Genomic DNA, 18,847 nt, shown 5'->3' on the forward strand with positions numbered 1-18,847 from the left:
CCGCCGGGCGTCCCCGGAGCCTTCGGGCGACGGGACGCCCTCAGTCATCCCGCGTCAGCACTTCCAGCAGCTCGATCTCGAAAATCAGGTTCGAGTTCGGCTTGATGTGCGCGCCGACCTGCCGCTCGCCGTAGGCGAGGCGGGCCGGCACGAAGAGCCTGCGCTTGCCGCCGACCCGCATACCCATCAGCCCCTGGTCCCAGCCCTTGATCACCCGGCCGGTGCCGATCACGCACTGGAAGGGCTTGCCGCGGTCGTAGGAGGAATCGAACCTGGTGCCGTCCTCCAGATAGCCGTTGTACTGGGTGGTAATCAGGGCGCCCTTGACCACTGCCTTGCCGTCGCCCGGCTGGATGTCCTCGATCTGCAGTTCGCTGCTCATCGCTCGCTCTCGTTCAGTCGGCGGCCCGTTAGGGGCTGCCCCGGTAGGCGGCTTTTTCTCAGGACTCGCCGGGATTGGCAATCGCCGGCCTGAACTATGCTCTATCAGCCCCCGAAAGCCCCAGCGGAAGCATTCGGTCCGACTCTCGACAAGTTGCCCAGACCGCCCGGACAGGACGCGCCGTGCAGCCACGAAAGGGACTTTTCATGTCGCCGAAATCCTCCGCCGATCGGTAATGCTCCGGAAACCGGCCCTAGGCGCTCGCCGTTCGCTCGACCCCGCCGACATGAAGCTCTGGCGCAGCTTCTCGCTGTTGCTCGCGGCCTCTGTCCTGGGCGGCTGCATCCGTCTGGGACCGGACTTCCAGTCGCCCCGCGAAGCCTGGGTCGATCACTGGGACAGCGAGATGCTGGCCCAGGCCAGCGCCATGCGCGTGCAACCGGACAACCGCCAGTGGTGGACGGGCCTCGGCGATCCGCTGCTCGACCGGCTGATCACCCATGCCGATGAGCACAATCCGGACCTGCGCATCGCCGGCTTGCGCATCCTGGAAGCCCGGGCGCGGCTCGGTATCGCCCTGAGTGGCCTCAGTCCCCAGTTGCGCCAAGTCACTGCCCAGGCGCTCTACCTCGACCGTCACCAGTATGGCGGCCGCCTGCCGCAGGACCGTCATGCCTGGCAGTACGACGCCGGCTTCAACATCGGCTGGGAACTCGACTTCTGGGGTCGCTACAGCCGCGCCATCGAGTCCGCCGACGCCGCCTACTTCGCCGCCCAGGCCGACTATCAGGACGTCCTCGTGCTACTGCGTGCCCAGGTCGCGCAAACCTATTTCGTCCTGCGTACCGCCGAGGCCCGCCTACGCATCGCCCGCGAAAACACCGAGCGGCAGAAGCGCAGCTTCGAGATCACCGAGCGCCTGTTCCTGAGCGGCAACAGCGACGAGCTCGACCTGCAGCAGGCCAAGACCCAGTATCTCGGCACCCTGAGCACGGTGCCGGAGTTCGAGGCCCTGGTGCGGCAGACGCGCAATGCCCTCTCGGTCTTGGTCGGGGAGCCGCCCGATGCGCTGCCGGAACTCACCCGGCAGACCGGACTGGTGCCTCTGCTCGACCGCGCCCTGCTCGACGACGTACCTGCCAACCTGCTGCTGCGTCGCCCGGACGTGCGCGCCGCCGAGCTACAGGTGGCCGCGCAGTCGGCCCAGGTCGGCCTCGCCGAAACCGACCTCTATCCATCCCTGAGCCTGCTGGGCAGCATCGGCTGGTCGGCTAGCTCGCTGGACGGCAGCTCGGATAGCCGCGATCTCATCGGCGGCCCCAGCCTGTTGTGGAACGTCTTCGACAACGGCCGCATGCGCAACAACGTGCGCGTCCAGGACGCCCGCCTGCAGCAACTGATCGAGGTCTACCGCGACCGGGTGCGCCAGGCCGCGCGCGAGGCCGACGATGCCGCCACCGGGCTGGTCAAGGCGCTGGAGCGCGAGCGCATCCTGCGCGAGGCGTCGATCAGCGCCCAGCGCGCCTTGACCCTGGCCAGCGCGCAGTACCGCGAGGGCTACACCGACTTCCAGCGCGTACTGGACGCTCAGCGCGCTCTGCTGGCCCAGCAGGACAGCTACCTGGTCACCCGCAACGCTGCGATCAACAGCCTGATCGACCTCTACAAGTCCCTTGGCGGCGGCTGGTACAGCGAGCGCCCGCCCATCGACGCGGCCAGCCGCGAACAGATGGCCGAACGCACCGACTGGGGCGACCTGCTCGATGAGGTAAGCCCCTCTTCCGACAAGGCGGACAGCCATGACTGAAGCCCCGCAGCCCCCCATCGAGACGCCCGCGCCGCCGCCCGTCGCCCCCGAGCCGGCCGATCCCAGCCGTCGCGGCGTGCGCTGGACCCTCGCGCTGATCGTTTTCAGCCTGGTCTGGTATCTGTTTGCCGACCGCTATACCCCCTACACCCAGCAGGCTCGGGTAGAAGCGCTGGTGGTTGGGGTCGCGCCCGAAGTGGCCGGCCGCGTGATCGGCGTCGTAGTACGCGACAACCAACACGTGGAGGCCGGGCAACTGCTCTTCGAACTGGATCCGGAACCCTACCGAATCGCCGTCGAACGGGCGCGCGCCGAACTGGAGAACACGCGCCGGCAGGTCGGCGCCGGCACCGCTAGCATCGACGTCGCGCTGGCCGGGCTGCGCGCCGCGCAGGCCAACGAGGTCAAGGCCCGGCAGGACAGCGAGCGCCTGGAGCGGCTCTACCGCGAGGACCAAGGCACCGTCTCCCTGCGCCGCCTGGAGATCGCCCGGGCGACTCTGGAACAGGCCGTCAGCCAGGTCGCCGCGGCCCGTGCCGAAATCCAGCGCGCCCGTGAGCAGGAGGGTGGTAGCGGTGCGGACAACGCCCAACTGCGCAGCGCTGCCGCCGCCCTGGAGCAGGCCGAGCGCGACTTGGCCAATACCCGCGTGCGCGCCAGCTCCGCCGGCCTGATCACCGATTTGCGCGCCGAGGTCGGCCAGTACGCCGGCGCCGGCAAGGCGGTGCTGACCCTGATCGCCATCGACGACCTGTGGATCAGTGCCGAGATGACCGAAAACAACCTGGGCCATCTCGAACCCGGCACGCCGGTGGCGATCGTCCTCGACGCCCTGCCCGGAATCCTGTTCGAGGGCCGCGTGCGCAGCATCGGCTTCGGCGTCGGTGTCGGCCAGGACAATCCGCCCGGCAGCTTGCCGACGGTGCAGAACGAGCGCGACTGGCTGCGCGCCGCCCAGCGTTTCCCGGTGATAGTCGAGTTCGCGCCGGGCGAGCTGAGCGATCGCCGGGCACTGCGCGTCGGCGGCCAGGCCGAGGTGATGGCCTTCCCCACTCGCGGCAACCCGCTCAACCCGCTCGGCCGCGCCTTCCTGCGCCTGATGAGCTGGCTGTCCTATGCCTACTGAGGCGCCCGTCCGGCGCATCGATCCGCGCCCGCGGCGCGCCCTGCGCCTGGCGTTCGGCACGGCTGTCTGCCTGGCCGCGAGCTTCGGCTTGGCCCTGCCGATCCCCTTCCTGCCGCCCGTGCTGACGCTGTTCCTGCTGGCCATGCGCAACCAGCCGCTTTCCCTTAAAGCCGGTCTCGCCCTGGCCGTGCTGGCGGCCGTCACCACCGGCGGCGGCCTATTGCTGATCCCGCTGCTGCGCTACTACCCGGCCAGCGGCGTGCTGCTGGTCGCGCTGTGCCTGTTCCTCAGCTTTGGCTATGCGCTGCGCGGTGGCAACAGTCTAGTGTCGACCTTCCTGGTCATCGGCCTGACCCTGGTCTCCGCCACCGGGGCCACGGACTTCGCCATCGCCCTGACGGTCATCGAGGCGCTGGTCAAGGGCCTGCTGCTGACCACCCTCGCCACGATCCTCGGCCACTGGCTGTTTCCCGAGCCAGCCGGCCTCGCCGAGCCGCCACCCAAGCCGTCGCCCGATCCGCGCCGGATCGCCTGGATCGCCCTGCGCGCTACCCTGGTGGTGATCCCGGCCTTCCTGCTCGCCCTGATCGACCCCGGTAGCTATGTGCCGCTGGTGATGAAAGCGGTGAGTCTCGGCCAGCAGGTATGCGGCACGAGCGCCCGCGATGCCGGGCACGAACTGCTCGGCTCGACCCTGCTGGGCGGCCTGCTGGCGGTGGGTTTCTGGTCGGCACTGAGCCTGTTTCCGCACCTGTGGATGTTCTTTCTGTGGACGCTGCTGTTCGTCCTGCCGCTGGCGCGCCGCCTCTACCGCCTGAGCGCCACCCGGCGGACCCCGGGCTTCTGGCTGAACGGCGCCGTCACCCTGATCATCCTGCTCGGCCAGTCGGTGCAGGACAGTGCGGCCGGCAAGGACGTCTACACCGCCTTCGCCGTGCGCATGGGGCTGTTCGTCGCCGTCACCCTGTACGCCTGCGCGGCGGTCCGCCTGATCGATCGGCGGCAGCCGCGCCGGCCACTCGCCAGTCCCTGAAAGGAGCCCGCCATGCTGCTCAACCTGTTGACCGGAATCGCCGCCATGCTGGTCTGCCTGCTGTTCCAGGCGATCTTCGTGGGCATCTGCGTGCGCCAGTACGTCCGCTTCCACCGTCGCCATGGGCTGCTGCTCGGGCCGCTGCAGGAGATCGCCCTGCTCGCCGTGGCGATGCTGCTGGCGATATTCAGTAACTTCCTGCAGATGGCCGCCTGGGCCTGGGTGTTCGTGCTGGTCGGCGAGTTCGCCGATTTCGCCACCGCGCTGTACCACTCGGCGGTGAACTTCGCCACCCTGGGCTACGGCGACATCGTCATGTCCGAGCGCTGGCGGCTGCTCGGCGCGCTGGAGGCGGCCAACGGCATCCTCATGTTCGGCGTCTCCACGGCGATGATGACCGCGGTGCTGACCAGGCTGATGCGGCCCGCGAGGCATGATCCGCCCGACGGGGCATGAGCCGCGGAGGAATGAATGCCGGCGCCTGGACTATGCTCTAGCGGCGCCCGGTTTCCTCAGTGGAAGCATTCGGCCCGACTTGCGTGCATGTTGAAGAGTCGCCCAGACCGCCCGGACAGGACGCACCGTGCAGCCACGAATGGGACCTTCCATGCCGCCGAAATCCGCTTCCGACCAGCAATTCTCCAGAAACCTGCTCGATGTGCTGATCCGTGCCGGCCTGGTCGCTGTGCTGACGATCTACTGCTACCTGGTCTTCCGGCCCTTTCTCGAGCTGATGCTCTGGTCGATGATTCTCGCCGTCATGCTCTATCCGCTGCAGCGCCGGCTCGCCGCCCACCTGGGCCATCACGAAGGCCGGGCGGCCAGCCTCATCGTGGTGGTCGGTTTGCTGATCCTGATGGTGCCGATCTACCTGCTCGGCACCTCGCTCGTCGACTCGGCGCAACAGGTGATGGAAACTCTCAGGAGCGGTTCCCTGCGCATTCCGCCGCCGTCCGAGTCGGTGGCCAACTGGCCGGTGATCGGCCAGCCGGTGCACGACTTGTGGCAGCAGGCGGCTTCCGATCTGTCCGGTTTGATAGAGAAGTACAGGCCTCAAGTCCGCGAGCTGCTGCTCGGCCTGCTGGGCAAGATCGCCGGCATCGGCACCGGCATTCTGCTCTTCATCGCTGCCCTGATCATCGCCGGCATCATCATGGCGTTCGGCGAGCTCGGCCATCGCAGCGCCCATCGCATCGCCGTGCGGATCGTCGGCCCGGAACGGGGCGAGCCGCTCGTCGAGCTGTGCACCGCCACCATCCGCACCGTGGCTCAGGGGGTGCTCGGCATCGCCTTCATCCAGATGCTGCTGGTTGGGGTCGGCTTCGTGCTTATGGGCGTCCCGGGCGCCGGCCTGCTGGCCCTGGCCGTCCTGCTGCTCGGCATCATCCAGGTGCCGGCGACTCTGATCACCGTGCCGGTGATCGTCTATGTCTTCTCCAGCGAAGGCGCCAGCCTGACGACCATCGTGTTCGCCGTCTACAGCATCCTCGCCGGCCTGGTGGACAACGTGCTCAAGCCGCTGCTGCTCGGCCGCGGTGTGGACGTGCCCATGCCCGTGGTGTTGATCGGCGCGCTCGGTGGCATGGTGGCCAGCGGTATCCTCGGCCTGTTCATCGGCCCTATCGTCCTGGCCGTGGGCTACCGCCTGTTCTGGCAATGGGTGGGCGACCAGCCGGCCGGGGACGGCAGCGGCGGGATGGGGAGCGCCGGCTAACGCCGCTCAAGGCGGGCTGGCCGGGAACGCGCGGGCGATGTCCCGGCTCAGCGCCGCCAGAGCCCGGTCGTGGGCCGCCACCAGGGCCTCGGTGCCGGCACCCCCGGGGGGTTCGCTGAGGGTCGAGCGACCCGTTTTGACCAGTACGCCCCTGGCACTTCTTATCGTCCACAGCACATCGAGGTCGGCCGCAGTGCCGGGCGCCGACTCGAAACGCTGCACGTCCAGCGTCACCCGGTAGTCGGGGGCCGTCGTGGCGCTCATGGGATGGGCGGCCACCCAGGCGCCGCCCAGCAGTCGCGTCAGATTGGCGGCGACGACCTGGCCGATGCCACTCTGCAGCGGCGTGGCCCAGCGCTCGTGCTCCATGATCGACACCCGGTTGGCGTCAAGCCGCAGCACCAACTGCGGGCGGTCCACCATCTCGGGCACGCCGACGGGGTCCACCGTCACGCTGTAGGCCCGAGGCTGTGTCGCCGGATCGGCCACGGCGACGGCGCTGAGGGTGTAGAAGCGCTCCACGGGGGCGCTGGCGCAACCGCCGAGGGTCAGGCTGGCGACGAGAACTCGGGCAAGGCGTTTCACGGTTCGCTCTCCCGCTGTGGGTTCGGGGATGGACGCTCCGGCGCGAAAAGCGAACCGACCCGCTGGCGAGCCTGTTTCTCCGCCCCGCCTGTCCATTGGCGCGACTGTATTGCCGTGGACCCGCAGGGGTTGCCTGTCGCGCATGGGAAAACGGTTTCCGGCAGAACAGATTTAGCTCCGCAGCGGGCTCTTGTCACGGACAGCGGATGAAAACGGACCCTCTTGCAGAGCGATCCGATCAACGCAGATAATGAGATGAATTATCATTTGACGGCGCACCTTTCATTCAGCCTCTGCGCCTGTATTGGGTAAAACGCTGTCACTGCTACGGAAAGTGTCGTCAATGTCGTCGCGGGACTCCAGCATCACTCATCTGTATGCCCAACACCAAGGCTGGCTCCAGGGTTGGCTGCGACGGCGGCTGAACGATTCCAGCGATGCCGCCGACCTGGCTCAGGATACCTTTCTGCGGGTCTTGCAACGTCGGCAGAACCTGTCGCTCGAAGAGCCGCGAGCCTACCTGCGCACCATCGCCCGTGGCCTGATGATCGATCTCTGGCGCCGTCGCGACATCGAGCGGGCCTGGCTGGAAACCTTGCAACGGTTACCGGAACAACAGGCGCCGAGCCCCGAGGTCGGCTTCTTGATGATCGAAACGCTGGTCGCCATCGACAGTCTGCTCGACGAGCTGCCGCCAGCGGTGCGCGAAGCCTTCTTGCTGGCTCAGCTCGAAGGCTTAAGCTGCCCGCGCATCGCCGAACGTCTCGGCGTGTCCCTCTCCACTGTCGAACGCTACATCGCCAAAGCGTTGCGTCACTGCTACCGTCTGGCGTTCGAGCAAGAGCCGTGAGCCCCACTCCGCAAGAGCCTCTGCCGGAGGAGGTGATCGAGCAGGCCATCGACTGGGCGGTCAGGCTGACCTATAGCGAAGCCGACGCTAGCACCCGGAGCGCCTTCCAGGTCTGGCATGAGGCCAGTGAACAGCACCGCCAAGCCTGGCAGCGGGTGCAGAGTCTGCAGGGCCGCTTCGCCGGCGTGCCGGCCGACCTGGCCATGCAGGCCTTGAGCAAGCTGCCAAAGGTCCATCTCAGACGTCGCCAGCTCGGCAAGCTGACGCTGTTGCTCGGCGCGTTGGGTGCCACCACCTGGGGCGCCGGCGAAGTCACCCCCTGGCAACGCCTGCTGGCCGATCACAGCACCGCCATTGGCGAACGTCGCCGCTGGCGGCTGGCCGACGGCAGCCAGCTCGACCTGAACACCGACAGCGCTGTCAGCCTGCACTTCGACAGCAAGCAGCGCCTGCTGCGTTTGCTACGTGGCGAACTGCACCTGATCAGCGGCAGCGATACAGGGCAGTTCGCCGAACGGCCGTTGCGCGTGCAAACCCGCGATGGCCTGCTGGAGGCTCTGGGCACCCGCTTCGGCGTGCGTCTGGATGAACAAGCGACGCGGCTGGCGGTGGAGGAAGGCGCAATCAGCCTGCGACCCGCCGACGGTAGCGAACTCCGCATCGCCCAGGCTGGCCAGCAATGGTTGCTGAACTCCGGCCTGGCCCTGCGACTGCCCCAGAGCCATAGCGCGCCGAACGGCTGGCTCGACGGCCAGTTGATTGCCCGCGAACTGCCGCTGGAAGAGCTGCTCGCCGAACTATCCCGCTATCGCCACGGCTACCTCGGCTGCGACCCGGCCATAGCCCGGCGGCCGATCAGCGGCAACTTCCAGTTGAGCGATATCGACGCCACGCTCGATTTCATCGCCCGCAGCCATGATCTACGCCTGTATCGCCTGACCCGCTACTGGGTTCGTCTGGGCGCTACCTGAGCGCGGCAGGGCCGCCAGCGAAAATATTTTTCCGGTAAGTGAAGGGATTTAGATTCTCATTCGGCATTCAGGTCGTGACATTTTGCTCACTGCCAACGAGAAGCCTTCCCTATGAAATTGCGCGAACAGCCGTTGCTCCACCGTTCCCGACCCGCCACCCTGGCCGCCGCGGTGCGCGGCGCCCTGCTATATCTGCCGCTGGCGAGCGTGATCCTGAGCATGCCGGTCACTGCCATCGCCGAGCAGACCACCAACCAGGAGTTTTCCATCGCCCCCGGCAACCTGGATGCTGCTCTGTCCCAGTTCTCCCGCCAGGCTGGCGTGAGCGTGGCCTTCAACGCCAAGCTGCTGGCCGGCAAAAGCACCCTGGGCCTACAAGGCACCTTCGCCCCAGACGAAGCACTGAACCGCCTGCTGGCCGGCAGCGGTTTGCAGGCAGAGCGGCAAGAGCGTGGCGGATATGTGCTGGTGGAAACCAAGTCGACCGGGGCGATAAACCTGGATGCCATGCGAGTGGAAGACAACTCACTTGGCACCATCACCGAGCAGACCAAGTCCTATACGCCGGGCACTATCGCCTCGGCCACTCGCTTGGTTCTAACGCCACGTGAAACGCCACAAACGGTTACAGTAATCACTCGTCAGCATATGGATGATTTCAATCTGACTAATATTAATAAGGTAATAGAACACACACCTGGTGTGACGCTGAGCTCCGAAGATCACCGTTATTCATATTATGCTCGAGGTTACGAAATTCGTAATTTTCAATATGATGGTATTCCCACCCTAGCTTATAGCTCAATCAATAATATCGGAGAGACCTCAAGCGATATGATTCAATATGATCGGGTTGAGGTCATCAAGGGGGCGAGTGGTTTGACTACTGGAGCGGGGGCTCCTGGTGCCACACTCAACTTTGTACGTAAAAAGCCTACCCACGACTTCAGTGGGCACGCAACTATCGAAGCCGGTCGCTGGGATAATTATCGTACGGAATGGGATGTCAGCGGCCCATTGAATGAAAGTGCTAGTGTTCGTGGACGAGTCGCCGCAGCCTTTCAAGACAAGCAATCCTTTCTCGATCACGCTAAGGAGCAGACGCGAGCATTTTATGGAGTCTTAGAGGTTGACCTGTCCCCGCAAACATTACTAACTGTGGGTGGAAACTATGACAAAAGGATTCCAAACGGTGATATGTGGGGTGGAATTCCAATGCAGGACAGTCATAATAATGAGATAAACATGCCCCGATCCTTTAATCCAGCTGCAAGCTGGAGTTATAACGAGCAATTTAGTCATGCTTTTTTCGCTCAAATTGATCATGCCTTTGATAATGGATGGGATGGCCGGCTTTATTACACATTTCAAAGGAATGCCTACAATTCAAAATTAGGAAGCATTCATTTTACCCCCGATGCTGATACTGGCAATGTTTATTTAGGCTCTGGAGAATATAGATATAAACTCAGGACCCAAGCACTAGAAGGTTATTTGCGTGGCCCCTTTGAGCTATTCGGCCGGACTCATGAGTTGGCAATAGGGGCGAGTGGTTACCATAACCACCTGAAAGGATCAAGTAGCAATTATACTCTGCTGTTAGTTGATAATTTCTGGAGCTGGGATGGCGATATAGAAAGACCAGATTGGGGCGGGGATAGCTCTTCAGAAGACCGTATTAACCAGAGAGCCTATTATGCCAGTGTCCGCTTCAGCCTGACAGATGACCTTGCAGTAATTCTTGGTGGTCGGGTGACCAATTACATCCGGGGAGGTGATAGCAATATGCGCGAAACAGGCGAGGTCGTGCCTTTCGCGGGTATTACTTATGATCTAAATAATAATTTTTCGCTTTATGCCAGCTATACTAAAATTTTCCAGCCGCAAAGTGTCCGTGACGAAAGCTATGGCATACTTGATCCAGACGAAGGCGATAGCTATGAAGGAGGCCTCAAAGGGGAGTGGTTCAATGGTCGATTGAATGCTAGTCTAGCCTATTTTGAAATTCGCCAGGACAATCGGGCTGAATATGTAGGCCGTGACTATGAGCGAAATTATAGTATATATAGAGGGGTAAAAGCTAAAAGTAAAGGTGTAGAATTAGAGGTGACGGGAGAGTTGGCGCCAGGATGGAATATTCAGGCAGGCTTTACCCATCAAGTCATTCGAGAGGATAGGACAAATGAAAAGCTGACAACACAACAACCGGAAAATCAATTCAAGGTTTATACGGCCTATAGGCTGCCCGGCATGTTGGATAAACTTACTGTTGGCGGCGGGGCCAATTATCAAGGCACTACATGGAATGATAGCCGAGACGCTCTTGGCAAGACTCGTCAATATAGACAGGAAGCTTTCTGGTTGTTGAACTTTATGAGTAAATATCAGATTGCTGATGATTTCTCTGTTACTTTGAATGTGAACAACCTGCTCGATAAATATTATTACACGTCTTATGGATATGGAGGTAGCCATAAATATGGCGAGCCTCGTAATATGATGCTGACCACCCGATGGGACTTTTAGGAAGCTTCGAACAAGCCAATCGTGCAGCTTATTCGCTGGTCCTGCTCTTCTTCGGATCAGATGTTCTAGTGGATTGTTCGGTTAGTCCAATAACTCTTTGGGCTCCTGCGTTCCTGCTTGGAAGCCCAGGGCCGGGCGCTCCGGTGTCGCAGGGACCAAGAGGTGTCGCGCGAGCGAAACAGGGAGTGCCGGTGTACTCGGCAGGCAGCCATGTCAAGGGCACATCTAAAAACTACCTGCGTGGTCATCGCTGCGTTAAAAACAGGCTCAAAATGCTCATTTTAAAACTCGTAAACTCCACTTTTTCGCCTATTTTTGCCTTGTGCTGACTGCCTTGCCCAGGTTTTTAGAGGTGCCCTCAAGGCTCATACAATCTTGCCGGTTCAATCCAAACCCTCTCGCAGTTGCATGCGATTGTCTTGGCCTTCATGTCCGCCGTGGCCGGCGGCTGATTCGCCGTCTGCTTCGTCTCGCGGTGTGTTTGCCGGCGGCCGGAGCGGCTGCCTCATGGCTCGCCCCTCTTCTTGCCCCAGAGCAGCGCCTCGGGATGGCGTTCGAGATAGTCGGCCAGGGCGCGCAAGGATCTGGCGGTGCGCCCCAGTTCGCGGATGGCCTCGCGGGTGTCCTGTTGCAGGGGCTCGTCGGCGGCCATCATGTTCTGCGCGGTGTCTACGGCCTTGCGCGCCTCGCCCAGGGTAGCCACGACCTCCGGAGCGACCTGGGTGTCCAGCCGGTGCAGTAGGCGGCTGGTGGTCTGCAGGGTCTGTCGCAGGTCGGCGCCGATCTGCTCCAGCGGCAGCTTTTCCAGCCGGCCGGCGACGCGCTGCAGGGATGCCTGCAGCTCGCCCAGGCTGCCGCCCGTGGTGGGCAGTCCGGGCGGCTCGCTGTCCCAGTCGATCCGGGCCGTGGTCGCCTGGGGGAAGAAGTCGAGGCCGACGTAGAGCTGGCCGGTCAGCAGGTTGCCGGAGCGCAACTGGGCGCGCAGGCCCTTGGCGACCAGTTCTTCGAGAAAACGCCGGCGCGCCTCGCCGGAAAGCTGGGGCAGATCCTTGTCCCGGGAGCGCAGCCGCAGTCGTTCCGGGTAGAGGCTGATCTCGACCGGCATGACGATGCGCCGGCTGTCCGGCTCCAGCTCCACGCGGATGGCGGTCACCTCGCCGATGGCGATGCCGCGGAAATCCACCGGGGCGCCGGTCTCCAGGCCGCGCAGGGATTCGTCGAAGAGCAGGACCATCTTCAGTACGTCGCGCTCGGGGTTGCGCATGGCCCGGGCGCGGTCGGCGAACAGCTCGAAGCCGGTATCGGGCGCGGCGCCCGGCAGGGCGACGGACTCCTCCGGCGTTTCGAAGGCCACGCCGCCCAGCAGCAGCGAGGCCAGCGACTGGGTATCCACCTCGATGCCGCTGGCGCCGAGCTTGACGTCGATCCCGCTGGCATTCCAAAAACGGCTGTTGTCGGTGACGAAGCGGTCGTAGGGCGCGTTGACGAAGAGCTTCAGGCTCACCCCGCGGCCGTTCTCGTCGAGCTGGTAGCCGACCACCTGGCCGACCTGCAGGCGCCGGAAGAATACCGGCGAGCCTATCGCCAGGGAGCCCAGGTCGGCGCTGCGCAGAACGAACTCCCGGCCCGGCGTGTCGAGCTGGATGACCGGCGGCATCTCCAGCGCGGCGAAAGTCTTCTGCTCGCGGGACGACTTGCCTACGTCCACCCCGATGTAGGCACCGGACAGCACGGTGCCAAGCCCCGAGACGCTGCCGCCGGAGATGCGCGGCTTGACTAGCCAGAAGCGGGTGTCCTCGACCAGATGGGGCTGGAAATCCTTGACCAGTTCCGCGCTGGCCAGCACCTGGCGAAGATCCTTGGACAGGCTCACGGCAGTGACCAGGCCGATGTCCACGTCCTTGTACTTGACCTTGGTCTTGCCCGCTTCCAGGCCTTCGGCGCTCTTGAAGACGATCTCGATGACGGGACCCCGGTCGAGGATCGACTTCACCGCCAGCCAGCCGCCGATGAGAGCGGCCACCAGCGGTACCAGCCAGACCAGTTGCGGCCTCCAGCGCGAGCGGGGCGCTGCTTCGGCCTCCGGCAGGGCGGACGGATCGGGGCGCGCCTCAGCCATCGTCCCGCTCCAGGACGTCCCAGATCAGGCGCGGATCGAAGCTCATCGCCGCGAACATGGTCAGCACCACCACGGCGCCGAAGGCCAGGGCGCCGCTACCGGGCCGGATGCTCGCCAGGGCTTCGAGTTGTACCAGGGCGACCAGCAGGGTCACCACGTAGATATCGAGCATCGACCAGCGCCCGACCAGCTCCACCAGACGGTACAGGCGGGTGCGCTGCAGCGGCTGCCAGCGGGCGCGCGACTGCACCGACAGGGCCAGGATGACCAGGGCGATGAGCTTGGCCATCGGCACCAGGATGCTGGCGACGAACACCACCAGGGCCAGGTGCCAGGAGCCGGATACCCACAGGTACACCACGCCGCTCATGATGGTGTCCTGCTGGGCGCCGAACAGGGAGCTGGTCTCCATGATCGGTAGCAGGTTGGCCGGGATGTAGAGGATCGCCGCGGCGACGATGAAGGCCCAGGTGCGGGCGATGCTATCCGGCTTGCGCGCATGCAGGGGCGTGCCGCAACGCGGGCAGCGGACGGCCCGGCCGGCGCCCGTGCGGCTCAGCAGGCCGCAGCCGTGGCAAGTCGCCAGATGCCAGCGGGCGGCGCTCGCCGGACCCTTCATCGCGCCGCCTCCAGCCGCGTCCACAGGTCACGGGCATCGAAGGAAGCGGTGGTCGCCGCCATCAGCAGCATCAGCCCGCCGAACGACCACAGGGCGACTCCGGGCACCACGCTGGCCAGGTGGGCGAGCTTGACCAGCGAGACCAGGATGCCGAGCACGAACACCTCCAGCATGCCCCAGGGCTGCACCAGGGTCAGGCCGCGGAACACCAGCCGGGCTCGCGGCGGCCGGCGTCCGAGGCAGGCCGGCAGCAGCAGGTAGAGCAGGGCCAGTAACTGCGCCAGGGGCGCGACGAAGGTGGTCGCCAGCACCAGGGCGGCGACCAGGCGCATATCGTGGCGGTACATGGCCCGCGCCGCGCCGAGCAGGGAGGTCTGCACGACGTCTCCGCCGAGGCTGAGGCCGACGATGGGAAAAAGGTTGGCGATCAGGAAGAGTAGGAGGGCGCCGAGCCCGAAGGCCAGGGTGCGCTCGCTGCCGCGCGGGTGATTGCGCGACAGGATCGCCCCGCAGCGCCGGCAGCGGGCCACGCCGCCTTCGGGCAGCGGCGGCTCGCGCTGCAGGAGGTCGCAGTCGTGGCAGGCCACCAGGGGGCTTTCCATCACACCCATCTCAGTCCTCCTCGTGCCGGCGTTGCGGCATGCCGTTCAGGTCGCCACCCAGGGGCGCCGGCTCGGCGGGCGGCGCCTCCCGCTTCGCGGTGCCGCTCTTCTCGGAAAGCCGCTCGATCAGGTAGTAGAACAGCGGGATGAAGAACACCGCGATCACCGTCGCCGCAAGCATGCCGCCGATCACTCCGGTACCGATCGAGTGGCGGCTGTTCTCCGAGGCGCCGACGGCGATGGCCAGGGGCACGCAGCCGAGGATGAAGGCCAGCGAGGTCATCACGATGGGGCGCAGGCGTTCGCGCGCCGCGGTCATCGCCGCGTCGAACACGGACATGCCTTTCTCGCGGTTCAGCACGGCGAACTCGAAGATCAGGATGGCGTTCTTTGCCGCCAGGGCCACCAGCATGGTCAGGCCGATCTGGAAGTACACGTCGTTGACCAGCCCGCGCAACAGGATCGCCAGCAGGGCGCCGAACAGCGCGAAGGGCACCGCGAGCAGCACGCCGACCGGCAGCGTCCACTTCTCGTACTGCGCCGCCAGGATCAGGAACACCATGATCAGGCCGAAGACGAATACCTGGGCGCTGGTGCCGCCGGCCTTCTTCTCCTCGAAGGCCTCGCCGCTCAGGGCCAAGGCGTAGTCGCCGGACATGTTCTGCGCGGCCAGCGTCTCCAGGGCCGCCAGCGCTTGCCCGGAGCTGAAGCCCGGCGCCGCGTTGGCGGTGATCTTCACCGCCGGGAAGTTGTTGAAGCGGGTCAGCAGGTCCGGGCCGGTGACGTAGCGAGTGCTCAGCAGGGCCTTAAGCGGAATCATCTCGCCGCCGCGGTTGCGCACGTAGATCTGCTGCAGGTCCTCGACCCTGAGGCGGTAGGTCGGCTCGGCCTGCAGGATCACCTGCCACAGGCGGCTGAACTTGTTGAACTGCGACACGTACAACGAGCCGAACATGGTCTGCATGGTGCTGTACACGTCCTCCACCGGCACGCCCAGGGTTTCCGCCTTTTCCCGGTCCACGTCGGCCAGCAGTTGCCGTGAAGCGGCGTTGAAGGTGGCGGTGATGGCGCCGATCTCCGGTCGCTGGCGGGCCTTGGCGACGAAATCGTTCACCACCCCGGCGAGCTGGCCGACGCTGCCGTCGCCCTTGTTCTGGACCCATACCTCCATGCCGCCCGTGGTGCCCAGGCCGGGAATGGACGGCGGGTTGACCGGCACCACGAGTCCCTCGCGGACTCGGGAGAAGGCCTGGCCGGCGGCCGCGATGACCGCCGGGGCGCTCTGCATCCGGATGCTTTCGCCGTCCTTGTAGCGTTCCTCGAAGTCCTTGAAACCGACGAAGAAAGTGCCGGCGTTGTTCTTGTTCTGGTTGTCGAGCAGGCTGTAGCCGTTGACGATGGCCACTCCCTCGACGGCTTCGTCGCGCATGAAGTAGTCGCTGACCGCCCGGCCCACCTCGCCGGTGCGGTCCAGGCTGGCGGCGTCGGGCATGATCACCGCGCCGAGCAGGTAGCCCTGGTCCTCCGGCGGCAGGAAGGCGCCGGGGATGCGCTGTGCCATCAGCACGGTGAGCGCGACCATCCCGGCGAACAGCAGCAGGGCGAGCAAAAAGCGCTTGATCATGAAGGCCACCGCGCGCGAGTAGCCCTCGGTCATGCGCTCGAAGTTGCGTTCGAACCAGCGGAAGAAGCTGCGCTTGCGCCCGTGGGCGGGCTTGATGAGGATCGCGGCGAGAGCCGGCGACAGGGTCAGGGCGACCAGGCCGGAGATCACCACGGAGATGGCGATGGTGATGGCGAACTGCTTGTAGAGCTGGCCGGTGATACCGCCCATGAAAGCCACCGGGACGAACACCGCGCAGAGCACCAAGACGATGGCCACCACCGGGCCGGCCACCTCGTCCATCGCCCGCTTGGCGGCCTCCCTGGGCGGCAGGCGGTGGACCTGCATGTTGCGCTCGACGTTCTCGATCACCACGATGGCGTCGTCCACCACGATGCCGATCGCCAGCACCATGCCGAACAGGGTCAGCATGTTGATCGAGAAGCCCAGGGCGCTCATGCCGATGAAGGTGCCGACGATCGACACCGGCACCGCCAGCACCGGGATCAGGGTGGCGCGCAGGCTCTGCAGGAATAGGTAGACGACCGCCACCACCAGTACCAGGGCCTCGAAGAAGGTGTACACCACCTCGGCGATGGAGGTGCGGGTGAAGGCCGTGGTGTCCATCACGATCTTGTATTCGATGCCGGCGGGAAAGCTCTTTTCCATCTCCGCCAGGGTCGTCCTGACAGCGTTGGACACGTCCAGGGCATTGGCGCCGGGCTGCTGATACACCGCCATCAGCGTCGCCGGCTTGCCCTGGTAGGTGCTGCGCAGGGAGTAATCCTTCTGGCCCAGCTCGGCGCGGCCCACGTCGCGCAGGCGGACGATGGCCGCCCCACCGCTGGCGGCGCGGATGATGATGTTCTCGAACTCCTCCGGCTCGGTCAGCCGGCCCTTGGTGGTGACGGCGAAAGATTGCTCCACCGCCTCGCCGGTCGGCGACTGGCCGATGCGCCCCACGGCGAACTGCTGGTTCTGGTTGGCCACCGCCTGCTGCACGTCGGCGGCGGTGATCTTCAATTGGGCCATGCGGTCGGGCTTGAGCCAGATGCGCATGGCGTAGTCCGGGGTGCCGAAGATGCTCGCCTGGTTGGCGCCGGGGATGCGCTTGATCGCGTCGAGGATGTACAGGTTGGCGTAGTTGGCGATGTAGGTGCTGTCGTAGCGCTCGTCCGGGGAGTAGACCGCGATGACCATCATGAAGGCCGAGGACTTCTTCTGCACCTGGATGCCTTGGCTCTGCACCGCCGAGGGCAGTTGCGGCAGGGCCAGGTTGACCCGGTTTTGCACGTCCACCTGGGCCAACGAGGGATCGGTGCCGATCTCGAAGAACACGTTGAGGGTCATGTTGCCGGTCGCCGAACTCGACGAGTTCATGTAGATCATATCGTCGGCGCCGTTGACCTGCTGTTCGATGGGCGCCGCCACGTTGTTGGCCACCACTTCGGCGTCGGCGCCGGGATAGGTGGCCGATACGGTGATCTGCGGCGGGGTGATGTCCGGGTACTGGGCTACCGGCAGATTGAACATCGCCACCGCCCCGGCCAGGGTGATGACGATGGAAATCACCGAAGCGAAGATCGGCCGCTCGATGCAGTAGTGGGACAGGCTCACGGTGCCTGTCCCCCGCCGGACGGGCCGGCCTTCAACCGCTCTTTCTGGTCGGACCAGGCCTCGGCCGCCTTCTGCCGTTGCGGCTGGCTGGTTTCCCCGGCGGCGGGACGGGTGTCGACGATCCGCAGCGAAGCCTCCGGCGTCACCCGGATCGCACCGTCGACCACGATGCGCTCGCCGGCGCGCAGGCCCCGGGTGACGAACCAGTCGTCGCCGTGCCAGTCGCCCATTTCCACGATGCGCTGTTCGGGCTTGCCGCCGTCGCCGATCACCCACACGTACTGGCTCTTGGAACCCTGCAGGACCGCGCGCTGGGGCACCAGCAGGGCGTCGGGACGGACCGCGCCATTTAAGTGGGCGCGCACGAACTGGCCGGGGCGCAGCAAGCCCTTCGGGTTGGCCACTTCCGCCCGGATTAGAAAGGTGCCGGTTTCCTCGCTGAAGGCGAAGTCGGCGAAGTCGAGGCGGCCGCGATCGGGCACCTGCGAGCCGTCGGCCAGCACCACCTCGACCTCGAAATTGTTGTGCGGGGGAAACCTGAGCTGGCCAGTGGCGATCTCGCCGCGAAATTTCAACATCTCGTTCTCCGAGAGGCTGAAGTTGATGTAGATGGGGTCGACCTGCGACACGTAGGTCAGCAGGCCGGCCGCGCCCGGCGTGACATAGCTGCCTTCTTGCAGCTTGGCGAAGCTCGACACCCCGGTGAGTGGCGACCTGATGGTGGTGTAGCCGAGATTGAGCTGCGCCGTGCGCACCTCACCCTCGGCGGAGAGCACGGCGGCCTGTGCCTGCCGCTCGGTGCCGATGGCGTCGTCGAGGTTCTTTTTGCTCAGCGCGCCCACCTTCACCAGGGGGCGGATGCGGCCCAGATCGGCCCTGGCCATATCCAGGCGCGCCTGCTGCTGGGCGAGCTGGCCGCGGGCCGACTGCAAGGCCGCCTCGAACGGCCTGGGGTCCATCTGGAACAGGATCTGTCCGGTGTGTACCAGATCGCCTTCGTTGTACAGGCGTTTTTCCAGGAAGCCCTCGACCCGGGTGCGGATTTCCACTTCCCGGGAACTCTGGGTCTGGGCGACGAATTCGAAGACCACCGGGGTATCGCGCGCGGCCAGCGTGATGGCGGTCACCTCGGTGGGCGGGCGCGCCGGCGGGGCGGCGGTTTCCCCGCAACCGGCGAGCAGGGCGAGGCCGGCGAGCGGAGCGGCGAGCGAACGCCACGGGCGCCGGAAACGCACTCCGCCGCTTGCCGGGTCCGACGACCGTCCGTTCAGGATGTTCATGCTTGGCGCGGCG

The 18,847-nt window shown here is 65.1% G+C and carries 15 protein-coding genes; 8 read left to right on the top strand and 7 right to left on the bottom strand.

Annotated elements, in window-relative coordinates; genetic code table 11:
* Positions 1 to 40: 40 nt before the first annotated feature.
* Positions 41 to 382, bottom strand: a complete 342-nt coding sequence (locus tag ACGI6K_RS02535) for an FKBP-type peptidyl-prolyl cis-trans isomerase (RefSeq protein WP_376945156.1) — start codon at positions 380 to 382, stop codon at positions 41 to 43.
* A 286-nt stretch (positions 383 to 668) separates the two neighbouring features.
* Between ACGI6K_RS02535 and ACGI6K_RS02540 the strand changes: the two genes are divergently transcribed.
* The 5 genes from ACGI6K_RS02540 to ACGI6K_RS02560 all read left to right on the top strand — a co-directional run bounded on the left by ACGI6K_RS02540 (position 669) and on the right by ACGI6K_RS02560 (position 6,062).
* Positions 669 to 2,189, top strand: a complete 1,521-nt coding sequence (locus ACGI6K_RS02540; RefSeq protein ID WP_376945216.1) for an efflux transporter outer membrane subunit — start codon at positions 669 to 671, stop codon at positions 2,187 to 2,189.
* Positions 2,182 to 3,315, top strand: coding sequence for an HlyD family secretion protein (locus ACGI6K_RS02545; protein ID WP_376945154.1), 1,134 nt, complete (start codon positions 2,182 to 2,184; stop codon positions 3,313 to 3,315). The genes ACGI6K_RS02540 and ACGI6K_RS02545 overlap by 8 nt, the downstream gene beginning before the upstream one ends.
* A complete protein-coding gene (locus tag ACGI6K_RS02550; RefSeq protein WP_376945152.1) occupies positions 3,305 to 4,348 on the top strand; it encodes a DUF2955 domain-containing protein in 1,044 nt (347 codons plus the stop codon). Before ACGI6K_RS02545 ends, ACGI6K_RS02550 begins: the two co-directional genes overlap by 11 nt.
* 12 nt (positions 4,349 to 4,360) lie before the next feature.
* Positions 4,361 to 4,804, top strand: coding sequence for an ion channel (locus ACGI6K_RS02555; protein ID WP_376945150.1), 444 nt, complete (start codon positions 4,361 to 4,363; stop codon positions 4,802 to 4,804).
* A gap of 151 nt (positions 4,805 to 4,955) precedes the next feature.
* Positions 4,956 to 6,062, top strand: coding sequence for an AI-2E family transporter (locus ACGI6K_RS02560; protein ID WP_376945148.1), 1,107 nt, complete (start codon positions 4,956 to 4,958; stop codon positions 6,060 to 6,062).
* A gap of 6 nt (positions 6,063 to 6,068) precedes the next feature.
* On the opposite strand, the gene ACGI6K_RS02565 is transcribed toward ACGI6K_RS02560, so the two are convergent.
* The gene (locus ACGI6K_RS02565; protein ID WP_376945146.1) at positions 6,069 to 6,647 is read right to left on the bottom strand and encodes a PqiC family protein; all 579 of its coding nucleotides are present in this window, start codon (positions 6,645 to 6,647) and stop codon (positions 6,069 to 6,071) included.
* Positions 6,648 to 6,990: 343 nt separating this feature from the next.
* On the opposite strand from ACGI6K_RS02565, the gene ACGI6K_RS02570 reads away from it, so the two are divergent.
* The 3 genes from ACGI6K_RS02570 to ACGI6K_RS02580 all read left to right on the top strand — a co-directional run bounded on the left by ACGI6K_RS02570 (position 6,991) and on the right by ACGI6K_RS02580 (position 10,994).
* On the top strand, positions 6,991 to 7,497 hold the full coding sequence (locus tag ACGI6K_RS02570; RefSeq protein WP_376945144.1) for a sigma-70 family RNA polymerase sigma factor: 507 nt from the start codon (positions 6,991 to 6,993) through the stop codon (positions 7,495 to 7,497).
* Positions 7,494 to 8,468, top strand: coding sequence for a FecR domain-containing protein (locus ACGI6K_RS02575; RefSeq protein WP_376945142.1), 975 nt, complete (start codon positions 7,494 to 7,496; stop codon positions 8,466 to 8,468). Before ACGI6K_RS02570 ends, ACGI6K_RS02575 begins: the two co-directional genes overlap by 4 nt.
* A gap of 111 nt (positions 8,469 to 8,579) precedes the next feature.
* Positions 8,580 to 10,994: a TonB-dependent siderophore receptor gene (locus ACGI6K_RS02580; protein WP_376945140.1), complete on the top strand. Its 2,415-nt coding sequence runs from the start codon at positions 8,580 to 8,582 to the stop codon at positions 10,992 to 10,994.
* 505 nt (positions 10,995 to 11,499) lie between these two features.
* Here ACGI6K_RS02580 and ACGI6K_RS02585 read toward each other — a convergent pair.
* From ACGI6K_RS02585 to ACGI6K_RS02605, 5 genes are read right to left on the bottom strand one after another with little or no spacing between them, the layout of a single operon-like run.
* Positions 11,500 to 13,113 (bottom strand): intermembrane transport protein PqiB, encoded by a 1,614-nt coding sequence (locus ACGI6K_RS02585; RefSeq protein WP_376945138.1) that lies wholly within the window; start codon positions 13,111 to 13,113, stop codon positions 11,500 to 11,502.
* Positions 13,106 to 13,732: a paraquat-inducible protein A gene (locus ACGI6K_RS02590; RefSeq protein WP_376945136.1), complete on the bottom strand. Its 627-nt coding sequence runs from the start codon at positions 13,730 to 13,732 to the stop codon at positions 13,106 to 13,108. Before ACGI6K_RS02590 ends, ACGI6K_RS02585 begins: the two co-directional genes overlap by 8 nt.
* On the bottom strand, positions 13,729 to 14,343 hold the full coding sequence (locus ACGI6K_RS02595) for a paraquat-inducible protein A (RefSeq protein ID WP_376945134.1): 615 nt from the start codon (positions 14,341 to 14,343) through the stop codon (positions 13,729 to 13,731). The genes ACGI6K_RS02590 and ACGI6K_RS02595 overlap by 4 nt, the downstream gene beginning before the upstream one ends.
* Before the next feature lies 1 nt (position 14,344).
* Positions 14,345 to 17,554 carry an efflux RND transporter permease subunit gene (locus tag ACGI6K_RS02600; RefSeq protein ID WP_376945132.1) on the bottom strand — a complete coding sequence of 1,070 codons (3,210 nt, stop codon included), beginning with the start codon at positions 17,552 to 17,554 and terminating at the stop codon, positions 14,345 to 14,347.
* Entirely contained in the window at positions 17,551 to 18,834 is a 1,284-nt protein-coding gene (locus ACGI6K_RS02605; RefSeq protein WP_376945131.1) for an efflux RND transporter periplasmic adaptor subunit, read from the bottom strand. Before ACGI6K_RS02605 ends, ACGI6K_RS02600 begins: the two co-directional genes overlap by 4 nt.
* Positions 18,835 to 18,847: the final 13 nt, after the last annotated feature.

It is taken from the genome of Azorhizophilus paspali (assembly GCF_043587585.2).
GTDB lineage: Bacteria > Pseudomonadota > Gammaproteobacteria > Pseudomonadales > Pseudomonadaceae > Azotobacter > Azotobacter paspali.

Excerpts from the sequence above, each read along its gene's own strand:
- ACGI6K_RS02535 (WP_376945156.1), bottom strand. The coding sequence starts at position 382 with ATGAGCAGCGAACTGCAGATCGAGGACATCCAGCCGGGCGACGGCAAG.
- ACGI6K_RS02540 (WP_376945216.1), top strand. The coding sequence starts at position 669 with ATGAAGCTCTGGCGCAGCTTCTCGCTGTTGCTCGCGGCCTCTGTCCTG.
- ACGI6K_RS02545 (WP_376945154.1), top strand. The coding sequence starts at position 2,182 with ATGACTGAAGCCCCGCAGCCCCCCATCGAGACGCCCGCGCCGCCGCCC.
- ACGI6K_RS02550 (WP_376945152.1), top strand. The coding sequence starts at position 3,305 with ATGCCTACTGAGGCGCCCGTCCGGCGCATCGATCCGCGCCCGCGGCGC.
- ACGI6K_RS02555 (WP_376945150.1), top strand. The coding sequence starts at position 4,361 with ATGCTGCTCAACCTGTTGACCGGAATCGCCGCCATGCTGGTCTGCCTG.
- ACGI6K_RS02560 (WP_376945148.1), top strand. The coding sequence starts at position 4,956 with ATGCCGCCGAAATCCGCTTCCGACCAGCAATTCTCCAGAAACCTGCTC.
- ACGI6K_RS02570 (WP_376945144.1), top strand. The coding sequence starts at position 6,991 with ATGTCGTCGCGGGACTCCAGCATCACTCATCTGTATGCCCAACACCAA.
- ACGI6K_RS02580 (WP_376945140.1), top strand. The coding sequence starts at position 8,580 with ATGAAATTGCGCGAACAGCCGTTGCTCCACCGTTCCCGACCCGCCACC.
- ACGI6K_RS02585 (WP_376945138.1), bottom strand. The coding sequence starts at position 13,113 with ATGGCTGAGGCGCGCCCCGATCCGTCCGCCCTGCCGGAGGCCGAAGCA.
- ACGI6K_RS02590 (WP_376945136.1), bottom strand. The coding sequence starts at position 13,732 with ATGAAGGGTCCGGCGAGCGCCGCCCGCTGGCATCTGGCGACTTGCCAC.
- ACGI6K_RS02595 (WP_376945134.1), bottom strand. The coding sequence starts at position 14,343 with ATGGGTGTGATGGAAAGCCCCCTGGTGGCCTGCCACGACTGCGACCTC.
- ACGI6K_RS02605 (WP_376945131.1), bottom strand. The coding sequence starts at position 18,834 with ATGAACATCCTGAACGGACGGTCGTCGGACCCGGCAAGCGGCGGAGTG.